The organism is Longimonas haloalkaliphila (assembly GCF_055379825.1).
Genome location: NZ_AP043948.1, coordinates 2650278 through 2665901, shown reverse-complemented (window position 1 = coordinate 2665901; position 15624 = coordinate 2650278). Strand labels below are relative to the sequence as shown.

Annotated in this window: 10 protein-coding genes; 9 read left to right on the top strand and 1 reads right to left on the bottom strand. The window is 60.4% G+C overall.

The window, feature by feature from the left end; all coding sequences use genetic code 11:
- The first annotated feature begins 25 nt into the window (after nucleotides 1-25).
- The 9 genes from ACZ48V_RS10385 (at nucleotide 26) to ACZ48V_RS10345 (ending at nucleotide 14484) form a co-directional block, all read left to right on the top strand.
- Nucleotides 26-1138 (top strand): 6-bladed beta-propeller, encoded by a 1113-nt coding sequence (locus tag ACZ48V_RS10385; protein WP_464538865.1) that lies wholly within the window; start codon nucleotides 26-28, stop codon nucleotides 1136-1138.
- 606 nt (nucleotides 1139-1744) lie between these two features.
- Nucleotides 1745-2410, top strand: a complete 666-nt coding sequence (locus ACZ48V_RS10380) for a deoxynucleoside kinase (protein WP_464543121.1) — start codon at nucleotides 1745-1747, stop codon at nucleotides 2408-2410.
- Nucleotides 2410-4608, top strand: a complete 2199-nt coding sequence (locus ACZ48V_RS10375; protein ID WP_464538864.1) for a hypothetical protein — start codon at nucleotides 2410-2412, stop codon at nucleotides 4606-4608. The genes ACZ48V_RS10380 and ACZ48V_RS10375 overlap by 1 nt, the downstream gene beginning before the upstream one ends.
- A gap of 230 nt (nucleotides 4609-4838) precedes the next feature.
- A protein-coding gene (gene prfB, locus ACZ48V_RS10370; protein WP_464538862.1) for a peptide chain release factor 2 occupies nucleotides 4839-5976 on the top strand; the annotation gives its coding sequence in 2 pieces (ribosomal slippage) (nucleotides 4839-4907 and nucleotides 4909-5976; 1137 coding nt in all).
- Between the two features lie 447 nt (nucleotides 5977-6423).
- Nucleotides 6424-7065, top strand: coding sequence for a CAP domain-containing protein (locus ACZ48V_RS10365; RefSeq protein WP_464538860.1), 642 nt, complete (start codon nucleotides 6424-6426; stop codon nucleotides 7063-7065).
- A gap of 63 nt (nucleotides 7066-7128) precedes the next feature.
- Entirely contained in the window at nucleotides 7129-8733 is a 1605-nt protein-coding gene (nadB, locus tag ACZ48V_RS10360; RefSeq protein WP_464538858.1) for an L-aspartate oxidase, read from the top strand.
- Nucleotides 8734-9198: 465 nt separating this feature from the next.
- Entirely contained in the window at nucleotides 9199-11571 is a 2373-nt protein-coding gene (locus tag ACZ48V_RS10355; protein WP_464538856.1) for a LemA family protein, read from the top strand.
- A gap of 379 nt (nucleotides 11572-11950) precedes the next feature.
- Nucleotides 11951-13087, top strand: a complete 1137-nt coding sequence (proB, locus tag ACZ48V_RS10350; RefSeq protein ID WP_464538854.1) for a glutamate 5-kinase — start codon at nucleotides 11951-11953, stop codon at nucleotides 13085-13087.
- 104 nt (nucleotides 13088-13191) lie between these two features.
- A complete protein-coding gene (locus ACZ48V_RS10345; RefSeq protein ID WP_464538852.1) occupies nucleotides 13192-14484 on the top strand; it encodes a glutamate-5-semialdehyde dehydrogenase in 1293 nt (430 codons plus the stop codon).
- 235 nt (nucleotides 14485-14719) lie between these two features.
- Here the strand turns inward: ACZ48V_RS10345 and rfbF are convergent, their stop codons facing one another.
- Nucleotides 14720-15595, bottom strand: a complete 876-nt coding sequence (rfbF, locus tag ACZ48V_RS10340; protein WP_464538850.1) for a glucose-1-phosphate cytidylyltransferase — start codon at nucleotides 15593-15595, stop codon at nucleotides 14720-14722.
- Nucleotides 15596-15624: the final 29 nt, after the last annotated feature.

Sequence of the window (15624 nt, the reverse complement as noted above, 5' to 3'; positions counted from 1 at the left end):
GATCTGTTCCGTTTTTGTCGTTTCAATGCTGGCTGCACTGTTTGCTGGATGCGGAGGCAGCGAGGCCCCCGGAGCCACCCACACGGTCGAAGACGACGACGGCCGTACGGTTATCTCGAACACCAATGCGCCGGTTTGGCACCACCCTTCCGAAGCGCCGCTTCGGTTCGAGCAAACGGGCTCCTTTGGGGCCGAGGATGCCCCCGCTGAAGCGCTGCTGTCCGAGGTTGCTGATATCGCGGTCGACGATGACGGAAACGTATACGTTCTCGACCGCAACGACAGTCGGATAGTGGCTTTCGATGCTGAAGGAGCCTTTCGGTGGGCGGCAGGCCGCGAGGGGCAGGGGCCCGGCGAGTTTCAGTTTCCGTCAGGGCTGGTGCTGGGCCCAAGCGATGAGCTCCTGGTCTTGCAGATGTCCGGACGCCTCGACGTGTGGAGCGCCGATGGCACGTACGAGCGAAGCCACACCCCCGACAACATGCAGGTGCGACTGGGCAGTCTGGTCAAAGGCACCGAGGCAACAGCTGCCATTGTAGGTGTTGACGAGCAGTTCGAAGGGCTTGCGCAGATCATCAGCACCGAGACCTTCGAGGTGATGCACACGTTTCCTGTTGACGTGCGCATGAACTTTCCGCTGGCATACGGCCCCATCATGCGGGCTGGATACAAAAACGATGTGCTGTACGTAGCTCGCCGGAGCGGATACCAGATCGACACCTACGACGTCACCACAGGGGAGCGTATCCAGCAGATAACCCAGCCCGACGCTGCGGGCATGGTCGGTATGGGGATGGGACAGATCGAGCAGGGGACTCGCTTCTATCAGTTTAGTGCATTGGGGGCTCCGCTCTATTTTTCCGACGGCATGCGTCTTGTTTCGACCTTTCGATCTGAAGGGATCGACGACCCCAACGAGTGGGTCCAGGAGCGAGCAGACGAACTCGGCGCGGTTGAGCACCACGCGTTTCTCGATGTGTACGACGAGGACTACCGCTTAAAGGGACGTTTGCAGTGGAGTGGCACGCGCACGCCCGGCATCGGGCAGCCGGCTATGGTTGGGCCCGATGGCGCGCTGTATACGACGCGCACCGACCCCTACCCGCATGTGCGCCGGTACACGGTTACAGCTGAGTAGGGGGCGTGCTGGTCCCAAACCAGTGCTCCGGCCTCCTCTAAATCCGTTATTGCAAAAAAATGATTGCGATTCAGCAGTACTACTGCAGCAAGGGTGATTGCCACCCTGACTGCAGCGCGGCGAAGTCGAAACACGAGCGCATCGCGATCCCGAACCAGGTCCGGGATGGGTCAACGCAGTGAGTAAAACTCTACCACGTCCTGGATTTTAGAACGGTTGTAGGGAGCAGGCGGCACAGGCAAATACCGCAGTGCAAGTATTTCTTGGGATAGATTGGCACAGAAGGGACCTCAAACCCTCCTGTCCACTTTCTCCCCCTTTTCGAAGGGGGAGATGTCCAGAGGATCACGCCTGCGGCGAAGCTCGAAGACAGAGGGGGCAACAGACTGTGATGAAGTAGCCTACGTGACAATCACCTACCATTGAACCGCTAAATATTGGATAAGCGGATATCCCGGCATTCTACGCCCCCGTAGCGCATCCGATCTGGCCCCTTGATCTTTGCGCAAAACGGACGCGGTGCGCTTCCCTTCGTCTCTGGTGCCGCCTACATTACATATCCATCCCGACAAAACTACCGTAAACCGCGCGTCCATCCCCGCTCTCATGCCCGACCTGTTCGACGCTCCCCAAGACGACGATCGCAAAAAATTTGTCACCATCTCTGGCAACATCGGCGCCGGCAAAAGCTCGCTCACCGATATCCTGAGTTCCTATTTTGGGTGGGAAGCCTTCTACGAAAACGTCGACGACAACCCGTATCTTGACGACTTCTACGACGATATGCGTAGGTGGTCGTTTAATCTGCAAGTCTTCTTCCTCTCCAGCCGGTTCCATCACCAGCGGCGTATCGAAGAATCCGAGCAGTCGGTCGTGCAAGACCGATCTATCTATGAGGATGCCGAGATCTTTGCGCGCAACCTCTACGAAATGAATCTGATGAGCGAGCGCGACTATAAAAACTACACGGAGCTTTTCAGCATCATGACCTCCTACCTGCAGCCGCCCACGCTGCTGGTCTATCTCAAAGCCTCGGTGCCCACGCTCGTCGACCACATCCAGATGCGCGGCCGCAACTTCGAGTCGACCATCCGCATCGACTATCTCGAACGCTTGCAGAAGCACTACAGCAACTGGATCGAAAACTATGACCGCGGCCCGAAGATGATCGTCAATGTCGACGAGGTCGACTTCGTCAACAACGATGCCGACCGCCGCCAGGTCGTGAGCCAGATCGAGAGCCGCCTCTACGGACTCTTCCCCGACGAGTGATGCTGCATCTACGCATCGGGTATATTGCGCTTGCGCTGTGCTGCCTGTGGGTTGGGGTAGAGGGATGCGCACCATCACGCCCCCTCGCCGCGCATCCAACGGCCCTGCAGGGGCAGTCCCCCTTCGATGCGCAGCAGGTGCAGGTGCACCGCACTGCCCGCTCCAGCAATGCTACCGAACCGTGGGCCTGGTATACGCATCAGGTGCATCCCGACACGCTCGACGCTGACACGCTCGACGTGCGCGTCCCGGAGGAAGTCTTCCCCGACGCCGATACGCTCGATACCGATACGCCCCAGCCGCCCCGTGCCAACGCCGACGACGCCGAGGTGTCTTTGCGCCCACTTCCCTTTCTGCCGGCTGCTCCAGAGCGTACGCTGACTGACACGGTGCTCTACCGCCGCGCTCATCCTCGCATCGCCGAAAACCTGGCCGAAGCACCCGGCAGCTTCCTCTATCACCTCGGCCCTGAAGGCAGTCCGCACGGCTGGGCGCGCTACGGACTGCCTCCGCACCACGTTGATTACTGGATCGACGACCGCCGCTATGCCGACCCGGTTACGCAGCAGCCGCGCTACGACCTGATGCCGACCCTCTTCCTGACGCGCCCGAGCGACGATGCGCCCGATGGAAGCGCCGGAGCGGTGCCGCTGTCGCAGCAGTGGCGTACCTTCACACCCGATCGGCCGCTCACCGAACTGCGCTACCGGCGGGGCGGGGGCGACCTGCAGTCCATCGAAGCGGCCCATACGCAGGGGCGCCCTGTCACGTGGTTTGGCCGTCCGGCGCGCTTCGCTGCCACGTTCGGGTATGGCGGACGCTCGACCGCCGACACGTATCTAAGCACCGAACTCGACCTGGAGCGCCAGGTGCTGCTTCGGGTCCGGTATCAGCAGAACCGGTTCGCGGTCGACCTTACGAACTATTCGGTGCGGCACCGCAAGGATACGCACGGCGGCGTAGAGCCGGCAGTGCCCGGCGTGCGGGCCAGCCTGTTCTTTCCGAATCAGGCGAATGTTCGCGATGCCGCCCAGCGCCAGACCATTCGCAACGACCTGGTGCTGCGCGCCCGCCTCGCCTGGACGACCGCCCAGCCCGCGCTGCAGGTCACCGGCGGGTGGACGTCCAATACCTTCGACTATACCCCTGCCACTGAAACCACGCGCATCCGCTCGCAGGTGTGGACGACCACGGTGCGTCAGCCGCTGCGCTGGCAGCGGCATCAGGGTGCGCTCTTTGCCTATACCGAGCGCAACACCGCCCCTCGCGACACGCTCGCCACCGGCAACCCCGTCGTGCAGTCCACACAGGTGGGACTGCGATATACAGCTCCGCTCAGCCCGACCGATATAACCGCGACGGCACAGATGCATCAGCATACCGACCACGCCGTGTATCCTACCGCACAGGTTACCGCGCGCCGCCCTTTCGGAGAGTTGGAGGCCGAGGCGCACATGGCGACCTCGGCCCGCCCCAGCTCGCGCCTTGAGACGTATGGGTCCGGCGCCTTCGTCACGCCGCTCGACGCGCCGGTGCTCACGCGCACCCACCGCGCCCGGCTCGGACTGAGCTATGCGCGCGGCCCGCTCCACGGACAAGTGACGGCTTTCGGGCACCGCATTCAGGATGCCGTTGAGCTGGAGCGGGGGGGCGAGCCCAGTGAAGCCACCGCACGGCAGGCCCCGGGCGCTATCGACGTGGCGGGCGTGTCGGGGCGGCTGCGCTGGCGCTACGCGGCCGAGCGGGGCCTCTACGCCGTGGCGCAGGCGACCGCACTGGAGATGCTCAACGCTACCGCCTCTACGTTTCATCTGCAGTACGCTGAAAGCCTCCCCGACGCATACGGCCGGGGGCGCATCGGAGCGCGGTTTGTGCTCTTTCAGGATCTCGACATCGATCTGTACGCAGAAGCATACGGCTGGTCGGACTTCGGGAGACGCTGGTTCCACGCGCCGACCGGACTGCTTACGCTGCCACAGCTAACCGAGCCAGCGACGCCCGACACACCCATCCGGTTAATGCCGGACGGTGTGATGAACGTGCATGCCGAAATCGACCTGCGGGGCGCTAAGCTGCTATTTAGTTTCGAGAACGCTCTCGGTGGTACCGACATATCCCCTGGCACGTATGTGGTGCCTACCTATCCGCTTCCGAATCAGCGCTTTCGGTTTGGCATCCACTGGCCGCTGTTTGACTGACCGCGCAGCGTAGCAGTGCACACGGACGGGTATGAGAACCAGGTACAAGCATGTGTCCTTGCCTGCGCATCCCCAGAATAAAACCAGAATAAAACGGATCAGAGATAGATTAGATGGAAGGAGGGCGAGGCGGGAACGACTGCCCCATGATACTCATCCGACCTTTTGCAGCATTACGACACAACCGCTGCACAAATTGCCGTTATTGCAAGTAATTTTTTGATACAGCCATGAGTCAGTACAACGAGCAAGACCTGGTCACCCTCTATGAGCGCACCGACGCGCTCGGGGGCTATCTTTGACCCGGCTGAACGCGAAGCCCGCATCGCCGAGCTAAACCAGGAGCGCCTCGACCCGTCGTTCTGGGATGACCCGGAGCGTGCCCGCACCGTCGAAAAGCAAATTGCGCGTGAGCAGGAATGGCTCGATGCGTGGGAAGAGCTTCAGGAGCATGTCGAAACGCTCGAAACGCTTCAGCTGCTGGCATCGGAAGAAGACGAAGATCTGAGTGACGAGATCGATGCCGAAGCGAAGACGCTGCAGCGAAAGCTCGACAAGCTTGAAATGAAGAGCCTGCTCGACGGTCCCGACGACCACCGCGACGCAATCATGACGATCAATCCAGGCGCTGGGGGCACCGAGAGCCAGGATTGGGCGAGCATGCTTTTACGTATGTACAGCCGCTGGGCCGAAAAAGAAGGCTACACCACCGAGATGCTGGGCTACCAGCCTGCTGAGGCAGCCGGCATCAAGAGCGCAACGCTCCGCATCGCCGGAGACAACGCGTACGGCTACCTGAAGTCCGAGCGCGGCGTCCACCGCCTGGTACGGATCTCCCCATTCGACTCCAACAGCCGCCGTCATACCTCGTTTGCGAGCGTGTTTGTGTATCCAGAGGTGGATGACACCATTGAGGTAGACCTGAGCACCGGTTCGACCGAGCTCCAGACCTTCCGCTCCGGCGGGAAAGGAGGGCAGCACGTGAACAAAGTATCTACCGGCGTGCGTCTCATCTGGAACGGGACGCTCTCGAACGGCGACGAAATTGAGGTTGTGGCCGAGTGTACCGAGGAGCGAAGTCAGTTGCAGAACCGCGAGCGCGCCGAGAAGATGCTGAAAAGCCGCGTCTACCAGGCCGAGCAAGAGCTGCAGGAGCAGGCCCGCGAAGAGGTCGAGTCGTCCAAGAAAAGCATCGAGTGGGGCAGCCAGATTCGTTCGTATGTGTTGCATCCGTACACGATGGTGAACGACCACCGCACCGAGACGAAGCTCTCGAATGTGGAGGCTATTCTGGAGGGCGAGATCGATCCGCTCATCCAGGCGTACCTGACGCACGGTAAGAAAGGCATCAAGCCGGTGGAGTCGTAGGTCGGATATGGGGGCCCTTTCCATCTAAAATCACCTTCGCTCTGGAACTGAAGTCCAGAGTGGAGGCTATGGGTCAGAGCCCTGTTTGAAACGATGTTCGCTGTCTACCGAGCTTCGCCATAGGCGTGGTTCTGTGGATGTTCTGTGGAAGAGTGGAAGAGAAATCCAGCACGAGCCCATAGGGCAGCCCATAGGGCGACTGAGGAAGCGACGCTCAAAACATTCTTATCATGGCTTGTCAAACGGCTTTTAGAGCCTGTTTTGATTTCTTAATTTGGGCTCCGAGCGGCGCTGGACTGCAAATTGCCCCCGATGTCGGCCCGTAGCCCCGGCTACGAACCGCCATCGTGGTCCAATTTTCGCTTCAGCGGCGCTCGCTCTCGCCTACAAACCAAAACCCAAACAGGCTCTTAAGGATTCTCCACTCAATCAAAAGTAGGACTGTTCATGGCCTTCTCGCTTCGTGGCAGTGTAATTGTATGCCTGTTTGTGGGTATGCTTTTCGGGGTAACGTCGTGCACCACGGCGTACATGACGCCGCCTCAAACGCCCTCTCAGCAGCGAGGGACGGCAGATTCGGGATCTAATGAAAATGAAGAACGCGCCAGCGAGGCTTCTGCGGGCTCTGCATCGACAGATATCGAGCGTACCCGCACGCGTCCGGAGGGCATCGACAGCGCCCTGGTCCCGGAAATAGTCCCCCTGCTGAACGCAGCGCGCCAGCAGTCCCAGCAGTGCGGCGATGAGACGTACCCGCCGGTTCAGCCGCTGCTGTGGGACGACGCGCTGGGATATGCGGCCTTAGACCACGGTGAAGATATCGCCTTCCACATTATCCGTGGGCATGTCGGTTCAGATGGATCGCAGCTCCGCGATCGGGTTCATCGGTACGGAAACTACTTTGGCCGTCTCGGTGAGACGATAGCACTGGGCACCACGACGCCAGAGCGGGCACTCCAACGCCTGCTCCGTAGCGATGCTCACTGTCGCATCCTCATGACGACCGAGCATAACCGTCTCGGCGCAGCCTGGTCCGAAAACCGGCATGGGTATCCTTATTATGTACTTGTTCTTGGGCGGGCCTACTGAGGCTAACTTCGCAGCCCGTAACTGAAGCGGGAGCACAGCGCATCCTGATACAAATATTGTCTTATGAGTAGCACAATCGCACCACAAACCGACTTCCTCGTTATTGGAAGCGGCGTAGCCGGGCTCACGTTTGCGGTGAAAGCCGCAGCGTACGGTCGGGTCACCGTCATTACGAAAGACGACCTCGGCGAAACCAACACCTCGTACGCACAGGGTGGAATTGCTGCGGTCATCGACGAGTCAGACAGTCCCGATCAGCATCTTGAAGACACGCTGGACGCGGGAGCCGGGCTCTGCGATCCGGAGGTCGTCTCGATTGTCGTAAACGAAGGACCAAAGCGGCTCCGCGAACTCATCGAGTGGGGGGCGCACTTTACCCGCACCGGCAGCTCCGACGCGCTCCACCTGGGACGCGAAGGCGGCCACTCGGCCAATCGCATCGTGCATGCCGACGACGCTACCGGTGCCGAGGTGCAGCGGGCGCTCATGGAGCAGGTACAGGCGCATCCGTCGATCGATCTGCACCCGCAGCACACCGCCGTCGACCTGCTCACCGAGCATCATCTCGGGCAGCACGTCAACCGCATGCGTCCGGATGTGCACTGCTTTGGCGCCTACGTGCTCGACCGCACCACCGGCACCGTGCACACCGTGCAGGCACAAGCCACAATTTTGGCGGCAGGCGGATGCGGACAGGTCTACCAGCACACCACGAATCCGCCTGTGGCCACAGGAGATGGTGTGGCGATGGCCTACCGGGCGAAAGCGCGCGTATCCAACATGGAGTTCGTGCAGTTTCACCCGACCTCGCTCTACCATCCTGATGCTGACTCTTTTCTCATCTCGGAAGCGGTGCGCGGCGAGGGCGGACGCCTCTACAACACCGCGGGCGAGCGCTTCATGCCCGACTACGACGAGCGGGCCGAACTGGCCCCTCGCGACATCGTGGCCCGCGCGATCGACGACCAGATGAAGCGCCATGGCAACGACCACGTCTGGCTCGACATTTCGCACAAGCCCGCCGAAGAGGTCCGTGGGCACTTTCCCATGATTGCGGAGACGTGCCTGCAGTACGGTATCGACATCACCGAAGAACCCATTCCGGTCGTGCCCGCTGCGCACTATATGTGTGGGGGCGTGCAGACGGATGCGCACGGGCGCACCTCAATCGATCAGCTCTACGCAATTGGCGAGGTGGCCTGCACCGGACTCCACGGCGCCAACCGCCTCGCAAGCAACTCGCTCGTAGAGGGGCTCGTGTTCGGGCACCGCGCCATGCAGGTGGCCAAAGACCACCTCGACGACGCCTACGCCCCGCAGCCGATCCCCGACTGGGACCATAGTGGCACAGAGGCCCCCGGCGAAGAGATCCTGATGACGCATAACCGCGATGAACTGAAGCGCGTGATGTCAAACTACGTCGGCATCGTGCGTTCGGACGTCCGCCTGAAACGCGCCGCGCGCCGCATCCACCTGCTCTACGAAGAAACCGAAGCGTTCTACCAGGAGGCGCATGTCTCAACCCGCCTCTGCGAGCTGCGCAACATGATTACCACGTGCTACCTCATCGTGCGCAGCGCCCGCATGCGTCGCGAGAGCCGCGGACTGCACTACACCGTCGACTACCCGGAGTCACAGCCTGAAGAGCAGCGGGCCACGCATCTGTAAAAGAAAAGAGTATTGGGTAGGGTATAGACGCTAAATGATAAAGCGATTGAATGCCGTAGCTCTTTCTTTTTCGAACCTCCTCTCCCTTATTCGGCTTCGCTCCATCAGTCGCCCTACGGGCTTGTGTCGGGGTTCTCCCCTTGTCCAAGGGCAGATGTCCACAGGATCACGCCTTCGGCGAAGCTCGGCAGACGGAGGGGGGGCAGGTTGCGATGATGTAAACCACAGGCAATCATGTAACATTGAACCGCTCCCGAGTATCGTTCGTGTGGGCCCTGGTCCTCATATCCATATGTGCAGGGACACGGCACGCTATGTCTCTACGTGGTTGGGCCACCATGTCGGAATGTCCGCATTTACATGGGCGATACGCATACCTTGCGTACGCCCGTTCAACAGACGGGGTACGCGGTCGTTATACGCGATCGCTATAGGTGTCCCTGCTCGTGAATCCTGGCGCAACAGATGGAAGCTCTTCTCTTCGTTGGTCTTTTTCTTTTTGGCGTACTGATTGCGATGGGCATGACCGTTGTGCCCATCGCCTATGTACTGGTTTCGTTGACAGGCTACACGACGAAGTGGCTGAACGGCGTGTTTGGACGCATTTTTGGATACGGAGCGTTGCTGGCGCTGCTCATGACGGGATGCGGGGCCAGCGGCACGAGTCTCAACGACATTCAGCGCATGCGTCAGGTCGAGCGGACGCCACAGGTAGAGATTGCCTCTATGATCTCAGGTGAAGTGGCCATCACCGGAACGATTCGGTCAGGCAGTGAGCTACTGAACGCTCCTGCCACCGGCTCCGAAACGATTTACTACCGCTATGTGATACAAGAGCGCGACGACGACTCTTGGAAGCAGGTCGAGTCCACAAACAACCGGGTCGAGGAGTTTGTCGTCGAGGATGCAACCGGGCAGGTACGCGTCATCTCAGCCGGGGCGCGCATCGATGCTTCGATAAAGCACCGCCGGGTGGAAGGTGACAGGCGCTACACCGAGTACCGACTGGACCCAGGCGATACCGTCCACCTCATGGGATACGCCACATCAAGTGGACCAGAGTACGTGGTTGGGTTTCAAGAGCAGGGGGACTACTACGCTCGCATCTCCTCGCATGAGACCTCGGCAGAGGGCTTTCGGGGTAATAAAGCGGGGCAGAGCCGCTTTCTGATGGCCTTTGGGATAGGTTGCCTGCTTACCTTCGCGTTCTTTTCCCTTCAACGTCTTCTCGTGCATGGCACCACGTTCTATCTTGTAGGGGCTACCGCTGTCGTCATCGGCGTTATGGGGATGCAAGGCCTGTTCATGCTGCGCAGCGACATCGAACAGGCCCACCGCGCTGCTACGCATGTGATGCAAGAGGGAGAACAGGCCATACAGCAGATTCTGCAACGCCATGACATCGCGGCAGATGCGCAAAGTGCACAGCGGCTCGACGAGCCCCCGTTCACCGTACTCTCGGAGGCAGAGCGGCAGCGCATCCGCGGCGTACGCATCCGCATGGCCCAGGCCGTTGCAAATGCAAACGCCGCGCAAACGCAACTCTTTGACCGAGCCGTGGCCCAGTCGATGGGGCTTTCTGCGTTCTCCGCTATTGAACTGCCTCCTGACGAAGCAGAACGCGTTTCTTCACTCACCGCTATGACGCCTACGCGCCCCAATACCGTAACTGCAATGCTGGCGTTGGTACTTGGCGGGCTGGGCATGTACGCAGGCACCTACTGGGGATTTCGGTGGACGCGCCGGCGTCGCATCATCGAAAACGTTCCGCCCTCGCCGACCGATGGTGTGACGTACGGACTCACCGAACTGGAGGGGACCGTTGAGCTTGCTGACCCGGAGCGGCCGCTGATTTCTCCTGTAACGAGAACTCCGTGCGCGTGCTACACCCACGTCGTGCACCACTCAGACGGGAACGCATCAGGCAGCAGCTCAAGCAATTCAAATGCCACGCATACACAAGAAGGCGTCGACTTTTGGTGTTGTGATGAGAGCGGACGGATTCGGGTTGCGCCGAAAGAGGCCGAGATCTATGGCACGCAGCAGACGCAAAAGTCCATAGGAAAAGAAACGCATGTCGAGACGATTGTAACGCCGGGCGAGACTGTGTACGTGATGGGTACGGCGCAGGTCACCCCCGACACGCATGATGCCCTCATCATCGGTTCCGATGCGACCGACAATGCAGCCCCGTTTGTCGTGAGCACTGTGCCGGCCGATGTGCTGAAGCAGCGCTTTGCTTTGTGGGGAGCCGGACTCCTCAATGTCGGGATCTGGGCGACCACAGTGGCAGGCATCTGGGGCACCAGCATGCTGCTCCCAGTGGGACCGTCGATGTACCTCACGATTGCTGGACTCTCGATTTCATATCTCTTTGTGGTTATGGGGGCCATCTACTACAACGATTTCATTTTCTTGAAGCAACGAGCCGCCCGCAACGCAGCAAACATTGAGGTAGCCCTCCAAAAGCGGTACGACTTGATCGGCAATCTGGCGTCGACGGTGCAGCAGTACGTCGGTCACGAGCGGTCGATTCAAGAAGTGCTGGCCGAGCTGCGAGGATGGCACGACGCAGAGGGTGAACAGAATAACGAGGTACATTCGGGCACGACCGCACGTACAAAACTGCTGGCGCTGGTTGAAGACACGCCTGCGCTGAAGGCCGATACACTGATTCAAAACCTCATCGACCGTCTCGAAAGCGTAGAGAACGACATTGCCTTCATGGGTACGGGCTACAACGATGCGGTAGAACGCTACAACATGCGCATCCGACACGTGCCCGAAATACTGATTGCAAAGATGTTCCGATTCAGGGCGTTGTCGTGGCTATCGTAACCGTCATAGCAACGACATAAACAAGTGCGGCTCGGAACGAGCCGGGGCTACCCTGCTGGGACTGAGACCGATCCGCACATCCGCGCGTGCACCCATGCGGGCACATCCCAGACGACACGTGCGTACTTAGAACCTGTTTGATTTCTTAATTTGGGCTCCGAGCGGCGGCGCTGGACTGGGGCCGAAGGTCATGCCCCTGGTGCAAATTGCCCCCGATGTCGGCCCGTAGCCCCGGCTACGAACCTCCATCGTGGTCCAATTTTCGCCTCAGCGGCGCTCGCTCTCGCCTACAAACCAAAAACCAAACAGGCTCTTAAAACAACGCCGGGTTATCTGCTTGGCCCGTTCGCCAGATTTTGCGCACCCTCTACGCTGCAGCATGTCGTCTCCGCCCGCCCTTCCCGATTGGCAAACCGCTGTTGTAAAAGTCGGTAGCGCCCTCATGGCCCCCGACGCTCGGGGCTGCTCGACCCGTTATCTGCTGCCCATTGCGCAGTGGATCCGGGAACATCGGGCGCAGGGGAAGACCGTGATCGTTGTGTCGTCGGGTGCGGTGGCGGCCGGACGCGCCGCACAGGGCCGCATGGATGCCACTACGTCGCTCACTATCCCGGAAAAGCAAGCGCTGGCCGCCATCGGGCAGTCGCTTCTCATGCAGCACTGGAGCCGCCTCTTCGACGTGCCCTGCGCGCAGGTCCTGCTTACCTACGACGACCTGCGCCGCCGCTCGCGCTTCGTAAATGCCAAGAACACGCTCTCTGCGCTCATCGACACCGGTGCGCTGCCTATCGTGAATGAAAACGATACCGTGGCCGTTGAGGAGCTGCACGTGGGCGACAACGACAACCTGGCCGCGTTCGTCGCCGTGCTCGCTGAGGCCGATCTGCTCGTCATGTGCTCCGATGTCGACGGACTGTACGACGCCGACCCCCACACTACGCCTGGCGCGACCCGCATCCCTCAGGTGGATGCGATCGATGCGTCGATCTATGCCCTTGCGGGAGGGAGTCATCACGCTGCGGCCACCGGGGGGATGCGCACGAAGATCGAGGCTGCCGAAAAAACGACCGACCGAGGCATTCCGGCCGTCATCGTCAATGGCACAAAGCGAGCACACTTCGACGCCCTGCGTAGCGGAGAAGTGCCTGGCACGCTCTTCATGGCGGCGGCGCCCGACCGGCAGCTCTCCAGCCGCAAGCACTGGATGCGCCACGCCCTGTCCGCGACCGGCATACTCTTCGTAGACGCAGGCGCTGCTCGTGCGCTTCAGAAGCAGGGGGCGTCGCTGCTACCGTCAGGGATTACAGACGTGCAGGGCACGTTCGCGCAGGGCGATGCGGTGACCGTAGCGCTGCGCATTGATGGCGAGATTCGGCCCATTGCAAAGGGCATCGCGCAGTACGGAGCCGCCGAGGTGCGGGCTATTCGGGGCAGGCACAGCACCGCCATGACCGAAATCCTCGACACCGCGCCGACCGACCACGTTATTCACCGAAACGATCTGGTGCTACTGTAGCATGCGTGCTTGCAGAGGCAGGAGGAGGGAGCGACCGCGGCACAAGCGCAGACGCGCCGGGTACGGATACAGAGCTTTCTCACCTACAATCAACGCTAAAATCCATGGCCAACGCCTCTACTGCATCCGATCGTTCTATTGAATCTCTGGCGGCGGCATGCAGCGAGGCTGCTCGGCAGGTTGCAAATCTCTCAACCGCGCGCAAGAACCGCGTACTTCAGCACATGGCCGATGCGCTGCTCGACCACCAGGACGCCATCCTGGAAGCCAACGCGACCGACGTATCCGGTGCCCGCGACGACGGACTCCCCGAGGCGATGATCGACCGGCTCGTGCTCAACGAGGAGCGCCTCCAGAAGATGGCTGCTGCCCTGCGTGAAGTGGCAGGGTTTTCGGATCCGGTCGGACAGATGTCAGCGACGACTACGCGCCCAAGCGGCATCGAGGTCGGGCGCATGCGCATCCCGCTGGGCGTTATCGGCATGATCTACGAAGCGCGCCCCAACGTCACCTCCGACGCCGCCGGGCTCTGCTTCAAAGCGGGCAACGCGGTGTTTCTTCGGGGCGGATCCGAGGCGTTTCATGCCAACCACGCCATTGCCGATGCCCTACACGCAGCGCTCGAAGCCGAAGATGTAAACCCGGCAGCTATCACGCTCGTGCCCACGACCGACCGCGCCGCGGTGCAGGAGATGCTCACGCTCAATCAGCACATCGACCTGGTTATTCCGCGTGGCGGCGAGGGGCTCATTCGCTTCGTTGACGAAACCAGTCGTATCCCCGTCATCAAGCACTACAAGGGCGTGTGTCATCTGTATGTGGATGCGGCGGCGAATCTCGACATCGCGGACGATTTGCTCATTGATGGTAAGACCTCGCGCCCGAGCGTCTGCAACGCGCTGGAGACGCTCCTCGTGCACGAAGACGTGGCCGACACGTATGTGCCACAGGCGTGCAGGCTGCTGCAAGACGCCGGCGTCACCGTGCGGGGCGATGAGCAGGTGCGTGCCCGTGTGTCTGACGTAGAACCGGCCACTGAGGATGACTACGCCGCTGAGTTTCTCGATCTTACGATTGCGATGCGTGTGGTGGAGAGCAACGAGGATGCTCGGGAGCACATCGCCACCTACGGATCGAACCATACCGAAGTTATTGTGACCGACGACCTTCCCACTGCGCGGGAATTTGTGCGCACGGTAGATGCCTCGGTAGTGCTCGTGAACGCGTCATCGCGCTTTTCGGATGGGGGCGAGCTCGGACTTGGCGCTGAGATTGGGATCTCAACGACCAAGCTCCACGCCTACGGCCCGATGGGCTTGCAGGCACTCACCACGCAGAAATTCGTCGTGTACGGGGCTGGCGAAACCCGCCACCCCGTACCCGAACGAACGTCCTAATCTGCTGCCGAATTGCAGGTGAGGCATTGTACTGGCAGGGCCTCGACCTAAGAACCTGTTTGGGTTTTGGTTTACAGGCGAGAGCGAGCGCCGCTGCAGCGAAAATTGGACCTCGATGGAGGTTCGTAGCCGGGGCTACGGGCCAACATCGGGAATAATTTGCACCAGGGGCATGACCTTCGGCTCCAGTCCAGCGGAGCCGATCGCAGCCCAAATTAAGAAATCAAAACAGGTTCTAAAACGACGGATGGTGGGGTACGGGAGCTCGCTGGTGGTGACGCGGCGCGAGGGGGGCGTCATCAGCCGATCGGACGCCTTCTGTATCCGAAAGGGCTTCCATCCATAGTGCCCAAGGAGGAGTGCCTTCGTCCCAGAGCTGGTTCAGCGTGTTTTTGTCTTTGAGCGTATCCATCGGATGCCAGAACCCGTCATGGCGATAGGCTGCCAGTTCCCCCGCTCGGGCCAGGCGCTCCAGCGGATCGCGCTCCCAGATCGTATCGTCGCCGTCGATGTAGTGAATAACCGCCGGGTCGAGCACAAAAAAGCCGCCGTTGATCCAGGCGTCTCCATCCTGAGGCTTTTCACGGAAGCGCGTTACGCGTGCGGTTTCCTCAGTCAGCGAAAACGTGCCAAACCGTCCGGGTGGCTGCACGGCTGTCATCGTGGCTAGCAGGCCATGCTTCCGGTGAAAGGCCAGCGACGCCCCAATATCGATATCGGCAACGCCGTCTCCGTACGTAAAGAAAAACGGCTCATCGTCGAGCAGCGGGCTAACTCGTTTGAGGCGCCCGCCGGTAAGGGTCCCGGAGCCTGTATCGATCAGCGACACCGTCCATGGTTCGCTGGCGTTGTTCAGAAACGTCGTGCTGCGGGTGCTCAAGTCGACCCGCATATCAGTATTTAAAAGATGGTAGTTGTAGAAGTACTCTTTGATCATATGGCCTTTGTACCCGCAACAGATGATGAAGTCCGTTACGCCATGGTGGGCGTAAATTTTCATGATATGCCACAGGATGGGTCGATTACCGATTTCGACCATGGGTTTGGGGCGTACACCCGTTTCCTCGGATAGACGGGTGCCGTATCCGCCGGCTAAAATGACAGCTTTCATGGGAGTGCGGGGTGGCAAGTGAGTAAGAA

What these genes read in the sequence shown, in the direction of transcription:
- rfbF (WP_464538850.1), bottom strand. Translation starts at nt 15,595, where the DNA reads ATGAAAGCTGTCATTTTAGCCGGCGGATACGGCACCCGTCTATCCGAG.
- proB (WP_464538854.1), top strand. Translation starts at nt 11,951, where the DNA reads ATGTCGTCTCCGCCCGCCCTTCCCGATTGGCAAACCGCTGTTGTAAAA.
- ACZ48V_RS10380 (WP_464543121.1), top strand. Translation starts at nt 1,745, where the DNA reads ATGCCCGACCTGTTCGACGCTCCCCAAGACGACGATCGCAAAAAATTT.
- ACZ48V_RS10365 (WP_464538860.1), top strand. Translation starts at nt 6,424, where the DNA reads ATGGCCTTCTCGCTTCGTGGCAGTGTAATTGTATGCCTGTTTGTGGGT.
- ACZ48V_RS10345 (WP_464538852.1), top strand. Translation starts at nt 13,192, where the DNA reads ATGGCCAACGCCTCTACTGCATCCGATCGTTCTATTGAATCTCTGGCG.
- nadB (WP_464538858.1), top strand. Translation starts at nt 7,129, where the DNA reads ATGAGTAGCACAATCGCACCACAAACCGACTTCCTCGTTATTGGAAGC.
- ACZ48V_RS10375 (WP_464538864.1), top strand. Translation starts at nt 2,410, where the DNA reads ATGCTGCATCTACGCATCGGGTATATTGCGCTTGCGCTGTGCTGCCTG.
- ACZ48V_RS10355 (WP_464538856.1), top strand. Translation starts at nt 9,199, where the DNA reads ATGGAAGCTCTTCTCTTCGTTGGTCTTTTTCTTTTTGGCGTACTGATT.
- ACZ48V_RS10385 (WP_464538865.1), top strand. Translation starts at nt 26, where the DNA reads ATGCTGGCTGCACTGTTTGCTGGATGCGGAGGCAGCGAGGCCCCCGGA.